The following is a 12,099-nucleotide window of genomic DNA, read 5'->3' as shown; positions in this document are numbered from 1 at the left end:
CTTCTCTGCGGCGCGGCCTCATTAAGCCAAAAGCTTAATTTCCCCCCTCCATAAATGATTACGTCATTCCTATATGAATCTGACTGAACTCAAGCAAAAGCCGATTACCGAACTGCTCGAATTGGCCGAACAGATGGGCATAGAAAATATGGCCCGTTCGCGCAAGCAGGACGTGATTTTCTCCCTGCTCAAAAAGCACGCTAAAAGCGGCGAGGAAATCTCCGGTGATGGCGTGCTGGAGATTCTCCAGGACGGCTTCGGCTTCCTGCGCTCCGCTGACGCTTCCTATCTCGCCGGCCCGGACGATATCTACGTCTCGCCGAGCCAGATCCGCCGCTTCAACTTGCGCACCGGCGACACCATCGTTGGCAAGATCCGTCCTCCAAAGGAAGGCGAGCGGTATTTCGCGCTGCTCAAGGTCGACACGATCAACTACGATCGTCCCGAGAACGCGAAAAACAAGATTCTCTTCGAGAACCTGACCCCGCTGTTCCCGACCGTGCGCATGAAGATGGAAGCCGGCAACGGTTCCACCGAAGACTTGACCGGTCGTGTCATCGACCTGTGCGCCCCGATCGGCAAAGGCCAGCGCGGCCTGATCGTTGCTCCGCCGAAAGCCGGTAAAACGATCATGCTGCAGAACATCGCGGCAAACATCGCGCGTAACAACCCTGAAGTTCATCTGATCGTGCTGCTGATCGACGAACGTCCGGAAGAAGTGACCGAAATGCAGCGCACCGTGCGCGGCGAAGTGGTTGCCTCGACGTTCGACGAGCCGCCAACCCGCCACGTGCAGGTTGCTGAAATGGTGATCGAGAAGGCCAAGCGCCTGGTCGAGCACAAGAAGGACGTGGTGATTCTGCTCGACTCCATCACCCGTCTGGCGCGTGCCTACAACACCGTGATCCCGAGCTCCGGCAAGGTGCTGACCGGTGGTGTCGATGCCCACGCCCTGGAGAAACCGAAACGTTTCTTCGGTGCTGCACGGAACATCGAAGAAGGCGGTTCGCTGACCATCATCGCTACCGCGCTGGTTGAAACCGGCTCGAAGATGGACGAAGTGATCTACGAAGAATTCAAAGGCACCGGCAACATGGAACTGCCTCTGGATCGCAAGATCGCCGAAAAGCGTGTGTTCCCGGCCATCAACATCAACCGTTCCGGTACTCGCCGCGAAGAGTTGCTGACAGCTGACGACGAACTGCAGCGTATGTGGATCCTGCGCAAACTGCTGCACCCGATGGACGAAGTCTCTGCCATCGAGTTCCTGGTCGACAAGCTGAAACAGACCAAGACCAACGACGAGTTCTTCCTGTCGATGAAACGCAAGTAAATCGAACAGGCCAAAAAGCCGGGGAAACCCGGCTTTTTGCTATCTGATTTTTGATCAACGGCAGTTCGTGGTTCTGAACTGAGGGGTTCGGCGCTAAACTGCCACCCCCGAACGCCACGGCCAAAACGAGGCTCACGCATGCAGTATCGCGACTTGCGCGACTTTATCAGCGGCCTGGAACAGCGCGGCGAACTCAAGCGCATCCAGGTTCCGGTGTCCCCAGTGCTCGAAATGACCGAGGTCTGCGACCGCACATTGCGCGCCAAAGGCCCGGCCCTGCTTTTCGAAAAGCCCACAGGTTATGACATCCCTGTGCTCGGCAACCTGTTCGGTACGCCTGAGCGCGTGGCGCTGGGCATGGGCGCAGAAGCGGTGAGCGAGTTGCGCGAAATCGGCAAGTTGCTGGCGTTCCTCAAGGAGCCCGAGCCGCCGAAGGGTTTGAAGGACGCCTGGTCCAAACTGCCGATCTTTCGCAAGATCATCTCGATGGCGCCGAAAGTCGTCAAAGACGCGGTGTGCCAGGAAGTGGTCATCGAAGGCGACGATGTCGATCTGGCGATGTTGCCGGTGCAGACCTGCTGGCCAGGCGACGTCGGCCCGCTGATCACTTGGGGTCTGACTGTCACCAAAGGTCCGAACAAGGATCGCCAGAACCTTGGCATCTACCGTCAACAGGTGATCGGTCGCAACAAGGTGATCATGCGCTGGTTGAGCCACCGTGGCGGCGCGCTGGACTACCGCGAGTGGTGTGAGAAACATCCCGGCCAGCCGTTCCCGGTGTCCGTGGCCCTGGGCGCTGACCCGGCCACCATTCTTGGCGCCGTGACGCCGGTGCCGGACAGCCTCTCCGAATACGCTTTCGCCGGTCTGCTGCGGGGCAATCGCACCGAACTGGTGAAATGCCGCGGCAACGACCTGCAAGTGCCGGCCACTGCCGAAATCATCCTCGAAGGCGTGATCCATCCGGGCGAAATGGCCGATGAAGGTCCGTACGGCGACCACACCGGCTACTACAACGAAGTCGACAGCTTCCCGGTGTTCACCGTCGAGCGCATCACCCACCGGATCAAGCCGATCTACCACAGCACCTACACCGGCCGTCCGCCTGATGAGCCGGCGATTCTCGGTGTGGCGCTGAACGAAGTGTTCGTGCCGATCCTGCAGAAGCAATTCCCGGAGATCACTGACTTCTACCTGCCGCCCGAAGGCTGCTCATACCGCATGGCCATCGTGACCATGAAGAAGTCGTATCCCGGCCACGCCAAGCGGGTAATGCTCGGTGTCTGGTCGTTTTTGCGACAGTTCATGTACACCAAGTTCGTTATCGTCACCGACGACGATATCAACGCACGGGACTGGAACGACGTGATCTGGGCCATTACCACGCGCATGGACCCCAAGCGCGACACGGTGATGATCGACAACACGCCGATCGACTACCTGGACTTCGCCTCGCCGGTCTCCGGCCTGGGTTCGAAGATGGGGCTCGATGCCACGCATAAATGGCCAGGCGAAACCACCCGCGAGTGGGGCCGGGTCATCGTCAAGGATGAAGCCGTTACCCAACGGATCGATGCCATCTGGAATCAGTTAGGAATAGATTGATGCGTGTAACCTTGCAGCCCTCCGGAGCAGTGCTTGAGATTCTGCCCGGCGAGCGGATTCTCGATGGCGCGCGGCGCCTGGGCTATGAATGCCCGCAAAGCTGTCGCAACGGCAATTGCCATGTGTGCGGCGCGTTGCTGGTGGAAGGGCGGGTCGAACAGGCTGGTGATGTGCGCGACCATGGCGAGTTCTACACTTGCATTGCAGAGCCGCTGGAAGACTGCATCGTATTGTGGGATGGCGTGCTCGCGCTGGGAGAACTGCCGGTGCGCAGCGTGTCGTGTCAGGTCATTGAATGCAGAGACGTCGGCGGCGATACCTGGCGCGTGCGTCTGCGTGCGCCTGCGGGCAAGCCACCGCGCTATCACGCTGGCCAGTACCTGATGATCGAACGTGAGAATGGCGAGAAATCCGCTTTTTCCCTGGCCTCTGCACCGCATTCCGGCCGCGACCTGGAAATTCATGTACTGGCGCGCGAAAGCAGTGCGTTGAGCCTGATCGAACAGCTCCAGCGCAACCCGATGGTGCGGATCGAGATGCCGTTCGGCGACACCCATCTGGCGGAACTGCCGAACGGTCCTCTGGTACTGATTGCTGCCGGTACTGGCATGGGTCAGATCCACAGCCTGATCGAACATTGTCGCGCCACGGGTTTCAAGCATCCGGTGCACCTGTATTGGGGCGTGCGCCGACCTGAAGACTTTTACAACGTCGAGCATTGGGATGAATGGCTGAAGCTGCCCAATCTGTTCCTGCATAAAGTCGTCAGCGATCAATGCGGCTGGCAAGGGCGCTGCGGCATGTTGCATGAGGCGGTGTGTGAAGATTTCCCTGATCTGAAAGCACTGCACGTCTACGCCAGCGGCTCTCCGGCCATGGTCTATGGCACGCTGGATGCGTTGGTTGAAGCTGGAATGGATGCCCATCAAATGCGCGCGGATGTATTCGCCTACGCGCCACGATCTTGATCCGCGAGTCTGATCGTTATAACTCTCTATATAGCCTATCGGTATTTATGAATTTATATAAATGCCGGTAGGTTATATCTCATGCCATGGCACTTAAATTGCGTTAAACGTTATGTGCCTTATTGTTACAGCGGTGCGTTCTATTAAGTAATTCTTTACTCGCGGGGAGCTGAACGCTATTCGCCATGAGCGCCATTGAATCTGCTTTTTTGAATCTGGCTTACCCTCCGCGGCTCGATCTGGGGCCGCAGCTTACGCACGAACAATTGCTCAGCTCGATGCAGTCGACCATGGCGCGCCACAAGGGTGGGCCGGTCTGGCTGTTCGCTTATGGTTCGCTGATCTGGCGGCCTGAATGCGCGGCGGTTGAGCGAGTGCGCGGCCGGGTGCATGGCTACCATCGCGGTTTGTACCTGTGGTCCCACGAGCATCGCGGCACGCCGGAAGTGCCGGGGCTGGTATTTGGTCTGGATCGCGGTGGTTCGTGCAGCGGGTTCGCCTATCGCTTGCCCGAAGAACAACTCGAAGCTTCACTTTATGCACTCTGGCAGCGCGAGATGCCATTCCCGTCCTATCGCCCACACTGGCTCAACTGCCGTCTTGAAAACGGAAACCAGGTTCAGGCATTGGGATTTGTATTGGAGCGGCACCTGCCCAGCTATGCCGGCAACTTGCCGGATCATGTGCTGAGCCAGGTGTTCGAAAGCGCTTGCGGGCGTTACGGCACCACTCGCGAGTATGTCGAGCAGACCGCGCACGCCCTGCGGAGCCACGCCATGCCAGACCGGAATCTGGAGGCACGGCTCAAGCGCTGCAAATCAAAGGCAGATCAAGCGAGCGCTTCGCGGCTCTGACTGGCGACGTTCTTGTGGCCCAGGGTAGGGGCCAGGAACGCCATTGCCAGCAGGCAGGCAACGACCAACAGAATGAAGCCGCCATCCCAGCCGAAGTAGTCCACCGTGTAGCCCATCATGGCGCTGGCCGCGACGGAACCACCCAAGTAACCGAACAGGCCGGTAAAGCCTGCGGCAGTACCCGCGGCCTTCTTCGGCACCAATTCCAGCGCCTGCAGGCCGACCAGCATCACCGGGCCGTAGATCAGGAAGCCGATGGCGAACAGCGAGATCATGTCGATCATCGGATTGCCCGGCGGATTCAGCCAATACACGATCGTCGCAACGGTCACCAACGCCATGAACACCATGCCGGTCAGGCCACGGTTGCCGCGGAAGATCTTGTCCGACATCCAGCCGCACAGCAGCGTGCCGGGAATGCCCGCCCACTCGTACAGGAAGTAAGCCCACGAAGTCTTGTCGAAGTCGAAGTGCTTGACCTCTTTGAGGTAGGTCGGCGCCCAGTCCAGAATGCCGTAGCGCAGCAGGTAGACGAAGACGTTAGCCAGTGCGATAAACCAGAGCATTTTGTTGCGCAGCACGTATTTGACGAAGATGTCCTTGGCGCTGAATTCCTCTTCGTGACTGGCGTCGTAACCTTCCGGGTAATCGTTCTTGTACTTCTCGATCGGTGGCAGGCCCGTCGATTGCGGTGTATCGCGCATCACAATGAAGGCAAACACGGCAACCAACAGCGCCACGGCAGCCGGCACGTAGAACTTGCTGTGCCAGTCGTTGAACCAGCCCATGCCGAGAATCGCCAGCGGGCCGATCAAGCCACCGCCAACGTTATGCGCGGTGTTCCAGACCGAAACCACACCGCCACGCTCTTTCTGCGACCACCAGTGCACCATGGTTCGCCCGCTCGGCGGCCAACCCATGCCTTGCGCCCAGCCGTTGATGAACAACAGGATGAACATCATGGTCACGCTGGACGTGGCCCAAGGTGCGAAACCGAAAACGAACATCACTGCGGCGGACACCACCAGGCCAAAGGGCAGGAAGTAACGCGGGTTGGAGCGGTCGGACACGATGCCCATCAGAAACTTGGACAGGCCGTAGGCGATTGCAATCGCCGACATCGCCACACCCAATTGCCCTTTTGTATAGCCTTGGGCGATCAGGTCCGGGAACGCCAGGGTGAAGTTCTTGCGCAGCAGGTAGTAACCGGCATAGCCAATGAAAATCCCGGCGAAGATCTGCCAGCGAAGGCGTCGGTAGGTGCTGTCTATTTTTTCTTCAGGCAATGGAGCCTGATGTGCGGCAGGACGAAAGAAAGCAAACATTCAAGAGCTCCAGATTTCTTGTTTTGACTGCGGATGCGAATGTTACAGTTTCGTTACCGAAAATAGCACCGGTTCGCATCGGCAAAACAGCGGAAATGTTGGAGATTGCATGTTCCTTTATGAACATGTCGCTCAGGTATAAATGAAGGACGGTGTGGGAAACGTTACCTCGCGGGTCTTCATGCCTTCATCTGTCCGGAGTAGGGCAGTTCTTTGGGAAATGTCCTTCATTCAAACGAGAAGCCGGTGCATTCAGCTCCAAGCCCTCAAGTCTTACCCTTTGTGCGGGTGTCAGGTCGGCATTTCAGTCGCAAGAGGGGAGGGGTTATGCGGTGGTTTGCGTTGATTGTTTTGTGTATGTTTTCCAGCGGTGTTCGCGCAGGGGAGGTGTTCCTGATACCAGCGGATAATCCCAAGCCTGCATATCCAAGGGCACTTTACCGGGCTGGCATCACGGGTGAGGTTCGGGTCAACTTGATCGTCCATGCCGATGGATCGGTCAGTAAGCTAGTCGTTCCAGAGGACGCTCACCCCGAGCTTGCCGAAGCCTCTCGGTCTGCGATCAGCCAATGGCGATTCCAGCCATGGGAAATCAGCGGTGATCGTCCGGCAGAAATTCAGGTAGTCGCGCCCATGGTCTTCAGGCTGGACGATACCCCGCCTATTCACGCTAACGAAAAATTGAAGAAGTTGCGGTGTTCAGACGTCAGTCGAGTAGCACAGAATTTTTCGGATTTCTCGTGGGTGGATCTGCCAGTTTTCAATTGGACACGCAGTTATCTGACCCACTCTATTTCGCCAGCGCAATTTCCGGAGGAGAAACGTCTGGCACTTATCGCCAAACTCAACAAAAGTGTTCCTTCAATTGTTCGGAGCTGTAATACGCATCCTACGAGCCTGTTTGTGCGTTTTCTGCCGCAGGATATTCGCGAGTTGCTGTAATGGAAAGTGTGGAGCGCGACCGTACGGCCGCGCTCCAGAGTTATTCGGGTTTGAAGCCTGGTTTACCGTTTGCTTTACGCCATTCTTTAATCTCTGCCAGTACCCCTTCTGGGCTATCCTCTCGCCCATTTATCGGGCGAGTAAGAACTAAACGCTGTCTGGGATGCTCGGTTACTTTTTCAAAGTGTCGCATGAGCTTACTCGAGTATTCGCTAAGCGCATCACCCGATAAGTCGTTAGTGTCCTCAAAAAACTCTCTTAAAAAAATTAAAAATTCAGCTTCTGTATAATCTTCTAACCTGTCTTTGAGGATCATGGTTGAGTACCTTTTTTGTGTAATTCTATGTGTGCCTTTGGGGTCAAGACAGTCAAGTTGTCCACATCATATACTGCTCCCCCATCTGCTATTCTTTGCTTATGGTGTATTTCAAATTTATCTCTGCCTCCGACATTGTCAATGGGTTCAGGATAAGGTGCTGCGCCACCGCGCATTTGTTTCATATCGACTTTACCAAACTGTTGGCTTAGCGATTTATCAGATGCGATTGCTTTCCAGAAATTTTCTCTGAACTGATCAAAGCTCCTGAAGTCCTGACCACGCAACTGATCTGCTATCTGAGCAGGAATGGGAGAGCCACCGATTTCTCTTGCGCTCCCAAGCCAATTCTCTCCAACGGCTTGACCCATTCCAGTCACCGTACCCGGCTCATAGCGCGGGCCCGAACGGCTGACCATGACATAAACGGGTTCGATCTGGGACTCTTCCGGAAACCACAAAATGTAGTCGTCGGAGTCGGCCTTATCATAGGTCGGATGTTCATCAATCCGACCCTCTACTTGTGTGACTCTGGCACCTGGATAAATCTTGATACCAGCTTGCTCGGAAGGTAACTCCGTCGGCCCTAAAAAATCATTGCCGGGCGCGCTATCGGGTGTCCAGGTCAGCGTTCTAGGAAGAAGCCCTTCTGTAGTAAAGGTGTAGAGATTGGTTAGTGGATCAAGCTTTACTTCTCTGGTTCTTACCCACTCTGACAGGGCTTCACTCGTCTTGGAGAGATAAAGCTGAGTGTGTTCTCCGCGAACCGAAGATACAGCTCGAAATGGCATATATATTTCGTCATGGCCGCGCAGATCTATTTGGAAATCGATATCGTCATCTAGCTGAGATAGTGGGATCGTTAACACCACAGGATTGCTTTGGAGCTCACCATTTCCAATCGAGGGTGAGTAAAATACCGATCCGATCAATGCCGCCAATGGTACTCGTCCTATTGCTGTCAGTGCTTTACTCAAAATATCAACCGCGCCACCCAAAGAAGTGGGTAGGTTTTCATATCCCGAAATCAGGCCGTCGGGAGTAATCACTAAGGCCCTTACGGATGCCGCAGTGCCATTAATGGATGGCAGGTTTATATTTTCTATTCGATGTTTTGTTCGAACCAATGCATCAATATCATATTTTATTAGCTCCAGTGAGCCCAAACGGCGGTCTCTCCTTTGTTTAGCGAAACTCCACCCAGCTGCTTGTTCTGCCTTAGTCGTCTCACGGTCAGCGGCGTATAGTTCTCGGTGTTTCTCTTTAAGCCATTGCAGTTTTTCGTCAATACCCTCAGGTAGATTCTGGGTGAGTTGGTGAAGCATCGCGTCGAACCGATCAGCGAGCTCAGTTGCGATCTGCTGCTTTCTTCGTTGTTCCGCTCTCCTTGCTTCTCCTTGCTTGGCCCGAAGTTCTGCTTTGGCCTGTTGCTCCGCAATGTCCCTGGCCCGAGCCTCTGCTTGCCGCGCCGCCTTTTGACGAGCCTGATGCTCTGCTTGTCGCGCTGCCTCTTGACGAGCCCGCGCATTCACATAAGCGGCATTGAGCTGATTTGAACGCTGCGTAAGAAGACGGATGGATTCGGTATAAAGTTTGACCGAATATCCGGCGGCGTAAGATCGTGCCCAATGTTTGTGTGTTTTCCTCGCACTGTAATCTTGACGAATGTAGCGATTGAAGGTACTTATATACTCCTGATTTGATTTGTTGTTTGGGTCGCTGCCATAAAACGAATTGGCCTCTTTCAAGCTGCTTTGCAAACGTTCTGTTCTCAGCTGAATTAACCGATTGACGATTAATTGGTCGCGCTCGATGCTGGGGGAATCGGTTGGTATGGTTGTTGCTGTACTTGTTGCGCCATTAGTAGAGAGCTCAGTCTGTATTTGTTGAGGAAGATCATTGAGTTTGGTCTCGTAGTCGTTTTTTATATCGCTGTGAAGGCTTAATGTTCTTTCGGCAACTCCCTGTGTCATTCGAAAGTCGCCTTGTATCCTCTTTAGGTGTCCGCCGCCTTCAAAGACTCGTGAGTAGCTTTGTTGTTTGTATGGATTGATTTCGGTTGCATCTATATGTAAGGTCTGGCCCGGCTGCCAGTTTTGATCGCTCATACAGTTACTCCCTGTGTCTGTATGGGGTCAAACTAATCCAAAATTTTGCAGAGAGGGCGTTACATAATTACCGCCACGCCAATTGAAAATTAATGTGTTGCTTCCGGTTTTTCAAACCTGTCAATGAAAAGGCCAGAACAACCTTGTCGGTTGTCCTGGCCTTTTTGTGCACTGCGCTGATTCAGCGAACCTGCACAACAACCTTCCCGACCGCCTTGCGCTGGCCAAGATCATTGATCGCCTGCGCCGCGTTGCTCAGCGGATACACCTGCGACACCAGCGGTTTCAACTTGCCCTCGGCGAACCAGCCAAACAACTGCTGGAAGTTTGCCGCGTTGTCCTGTGGCTGGCGTTGGGCAAACGAGCCCCAGAACACGCCGACCACTGCGGCTCCTTTGAGCAATGCCAGGTTCACTGGCAATTCAGGGATGCGTCCGCTGGCGAAACCGACCACCAATAGACGGCCGTTCCAGGCGATGGCGCGGATGGCCTGGTCGAACAGGTCGCCGCCCACCGGGTCGTAGATCACGTCGGCGCCCTGGCCGTCGGTCAGGCGTTTGATTTCGTCCTTGAGGCTGGTTTCGCTGTAGTTGATCAGCTCATCGGCGCCGGCGGCCTTGGCCACCGCGAGTTTTTCCGCACTGCTGGCGGCGGCGATCACCCGGGCGCCCATGGCTTTGCCGATTTCCACGGCGGCGAGGCCGACGCCGCCGGAAGCGCCGAGCACCAGCAAGGTTTCGCCGGGTTGCAGGTTGCCCCGTTGCTTGAGGGCGTGCATCGAAGTGCCGTAGGTCATGCTGAAGGCGGCGGCGGTGTTGAAGTCCATCGATGGCGGGATCGGCAGCACGTTGTAACCCGGGACCGCGACCTGCTCGGCGAAACTGCCCCAGCCAGTCAGGGCCATGACCCGGTCACCGACCTTGAGGTGGCTGACCTTCTCGCCCACCGCGCTGACCACGCCGGCCGCTTCGCCACCCGGTGAAAACGGGAAGGGTGGTTTGAACTGGTATTTGCCCTCGATGATCAGCGTGTCCGGGAAATTCACCCCGGCCGCGTGCACGTCCAGCAGGATTTCGTTTTTCTTCGCAACAGGGCTGGCGACGTCTTCCAGCACCAGCGATTCGGCAGGGCCGAAGGCTTTGCACAGCACGGCTTTCATCAGGGCTATTCCTTTGGGAGTGATGGCCGATAAGTGTAGGTGTGTGAGTCAACGGGTCAACGAGCATGCCCGACCCTGATAGTCAGCCATAAGCTTGTGCTTGAGCGGCGGGTCGTTATGCTAGGCCGCAAACCGGATAAGGAGCGAATTGTGAAAGCGTGGATCATGTTGATGCTGGCCCTGTCTCTGCCCGTGGCAGCGATGGCCGAAGAAGCCAAAGAAGGTGAAGCCCCGAAGGTCAACTACATCACCCTGAGCCCGCCGTTCGTGGGCAACTATGGGTTGGATGGCACGCCGAAGCTCAAGGTCTACAAGGCCGATGTGGCGCTACGGGTGACCGGTGATGAGGCGACCAAGGCGGTGAAGGCCAATGAGCCTCTGATTCGTAATCAGCTGGTGGCGTTGTTTGCGCAGCAGACCACTGAAACCATGAATAACGTCGAAGCCAAGGAAAAGCTGCGTCAGGAAGCCTTGAAGCAGACCCAGCAAGTGATGAGCGATGAAACCGGTAAGCCGGTGGTTGAGGATTTGTTGTTCAACAACCTGATCATTCAGTGAGTTCTTGCCTTGTCTGATTGATTGCCGAGATCGCAGCCTTCGGCAGCGCCTACAGAGAAGCGCATTCGACGTAGGAGCTGCCGCAGGCTGCGATCTTTTAGCGATCTTCAACGCAGAGCCATAACCGCCGCCCACTGCTCAGCCGTCACCGGCATCACCGACAGGCGCGAGCCTTTCTGTACCAATGGCATTTCGGCCAGCGCTGTTTGCTGCTTCAGATAATCGAGTTTCAATACCTTGGAAAACGTCTCGACGTGAGCGACATCGATCGCGCTCCAGGCGTTTTTCTCGGCAGTGGCCTTCGGATCGAAGTAATGACCCTCGGGTTCCAGCGCCGTTGGGTCCGGATACGCCGCCTCGACGATCTTTCCGACTCCGGCAATCCCCGGCTCAGGGCAGCTGGAGTGATAGAAGAAAAACTCGTCGCCCACTGCCATGGCCCGTAAAAAGTTGCGCGCCTGGTAGTTGCGAACCCCGTCCCAGCGCGCTCGGCCAAGCTTCTCCAGGTCTTTGATCGAGAGTTCGTCAGGCTCGGATTTCATCAGCCAATAGGCCATGGTTTTGCTCCTTGCGAGGTGAGTGGGCAAGTTGTCGGTCAATTTTATGACAAACCGACAGTCGGTTGACGCCAGCGTTTGCGTGTCGGTTCACGTTGTCGCAAAATGCCGGCCTTCTAAGCTTGACGCTGCTGCACGGCCTACAACGGAAACCGCTGCTGTCATCGTGTTGATGTGCCTTGAGGGGGGCAATCGATGAAACGCAAACCGGATTTACTCTGGATATTGGTTATTTTGTTCGGTTTGGGCGTCGTGACCACCGGCTATGCCCAAAGCCTGTGGGCCAACAAGACCGATGCTCCGGTCGAGATCACGCAGCAACAGCCGTCGGCCTTCAAGCGCTGAACCTGTCTTTTGGGCGCCGCTGATATCAG

The 12,099-nt window shown here is 55.9% G+C and carries 12 protein-coding genes; 7 read left to right on the top strand and 5 right to left on the bottom strand.

Going from position 1 to position 12,099, the window contains the following annotated elements; translation table 11 throughout:
* Positions 1 to 73 precede the first annotated feature (73 nt).
* From rho to AC1RO5_RS04910, 4 genes are all read left to right on the top strand, one after another.
* Positions 74 to 1,333: a transcription termination factor Rho gene (gene rho / locus AC1RO5_RS04925; protein ID WP_007899384.1), complete on the top strand. Its 1,260-nt coding sequence runs from the start codon at positions 74 to 76 to the stop codon at positions 1,331 to 1,333.
* A 138-nt stretch (positions 1,334 to 1,471) separates the two neighbouring features.
* Positions 1,472 to 2,938 (top strand): 4-hydroxy-3-polyprenylbenzoate decarboxylase, encoded by a 1,467-nt coding sequence (gene ubiD / locus AC1RO5_RS04920; RefSeq protein ID WP_019580527.1) that lies wholly within the window; start codon positions 1,472 to 1,474, stop codon positions 2,936 to 2,938.
* Positions 2,938 to 3,906 carry a CDP-6-deoxy-delta-3,4-glucoseen reductase gene (locus AC1RO5_RS04915; protein ID WP_007940348.1) on the top strand — a complete coding sequence of 323 codons (969 nt, stop codon included), beginning with the start codon at positions 2,938 to 2,940 and terminating at the stop codon, positions 3,904 to 3,906. Before ubiD ends, AC1RO5_RS04915 begins: the two co-directional genes overlap by 1 nt.
* A 185-nt stretch (positions 3,907 to 4,091) precedes the next feature.
* Complete coding sequence (locus AC1RO5_RS04910; RefSeq protein WP_493173270.1) at positions 4,092 to 4,760, top strand: gamma-glutamylcyclotransferase; 669 nt, start codon at positions 4,092 to 4,094, stop codon at positions 4,758 to 4,760.
* On the opposite strand, the gene glpT is transcribed toward AC1RO5_RS04910, so the two are convergent.
* Positions 4,736 to 6,085, bottom strand: a complete 1,350-nt coding sequence (gene glpT, locus AC1RO5_RS04905) for a glycerol-3-phosphate transporter (protein ID WP_493173268.1) — start codon at positions 6,083 to 6,085, stop codon at positions 4,736 to 4,738. The two genes, AC1RO5_RS04910 and glpT, sit on opposite strands and share 25 nt — an antisense overlap.
* Before the next feature lie 327 nt (positions 6,086 to 6,412).
* On the opposite strand from glpT, the gene AC1RO5_RS04900 reads away from it, so the two are divergent.
* Positions 6,413 to 7,027, top strand: a complete 615-nt coding sequence (locus AC1RO5_RS04900; protein WP_493173266.1) for an energy transducer TonB — start codon at positions 6,413 to 6,415, stop codon at positions 7,025 to 7,027.
* Between the two features lie 40 nt (positions 7,028 to 7,067).
* On the opposite strand, the gene AC1RO5_RS04895 is transcribed toward AC1RO5_RS04900, so the two are convergent.
* The 3 genes from AC1RO5_RS04895 to AC1RO5_RS04885 all read right to left on the bottom strand — a co-directional run bounded on the left by AC1RO5_RS04895 (position 7,068) and on the right by AC1RO5_RS04885 (position 10,610).
* Positions 7,068 to 7,343 (bottom strand): bacteriocin immunity protein, encoded by a 276-nt coding sequence (locus tag AC1RO5_RS04895; protein ID WP_493173264.1) that lies wholly within the window; start codon positions 7,341 to 7,343, stop codon positions 7,068 to 7,070.
* Complete coding sequence (locus tag AC1RO5_RS04890) at positions 7,340 to 9,451, bottom strand: pyocin-S2/colicin E7-DNase domain-containing protein (protein ID WP_493173262.1); 2,112 nt, start codon at positions 9,449 to 9,451, stop codon at positions 7,340 to 7,342. The genes AC1RO5_RS04895 and AC1RO5_RS04890 overlap by 4 nt, the downstream gene beginning before the upstream one ends.
* Before the next feature lie 181 nt (positions 9,452 to 9,632).
* Complete coding sequence (locus AC1RO5_RS04885; RefSeq protein WP_007899393.1) at positions 9,633 to 10,610, bottom strand: NADPH:quinone oxidoreductase family protein; 978 nt, start codon at positions 10,608 to 10,610, stop codon at positions 9,633 to 9,635.
* 150 nt (positions 10,611 to 10,760) lie between these two features.
* Between AC1RO5_RS04885 and AC1RO5_RS04880 the strand changes: the two genes are divergently transcribed.
* Complete coding sequence (locus tag AC1RO5_RS04880; protein WP_028939125.1) at positions 10,761 to 11,168, top strand: flagellar basal body-associated protein FliL; 408 nt, start codon at positions 10,761 to 10,763, stop codon at positions 11,166 to 11,168.
* A 107-nt stretch (positions 11,169 to 11,275) separates the two neighbouring features.
* Here the strand turns inward: AC1RO5_RS04880 and AC1RO5_RS04875 are convergent, their stop codons facing one another.
* Positions 11,276 to 11,725, bottom strand: a complete 450-nt coding sequence (locus AC1RO5_RS04875; protein WP_493173260.1) for an EVE domain-containing protein — start codon at positions 11,723 to 11,725, stop codon at positions 11,276 to 11,278.
* A 195-nt stretch (positions 11,726 to 11,920) separates the two neighbouring features.
* Between AC1RO5_RS04875 and AC1RO5_RS04870 the strand changes: the two genes are divergently transcribed.
* A complete protein-coding gene (locus AC1RO5_RS04870) occupies positions 11,921 to 12,070 on the top strand; it encodes a hypothetical protein (RefSeq protein WP_493173258.1) in 150 nt (49 codons plus the stop codon).
* Positions 12,071 to 12,099 lie beyond the last annotated feature (29 nt).

The sequence above is a fragment of the Pseudomonas sp. GW822-FHT02G04 genome (genome assembly GCF_058802085.1).
The sequence above is the reverse complement of the archived record's forward strand: the minus strand, read 5'-3'. Positions and strand labels throughout refer to the sequence as shown.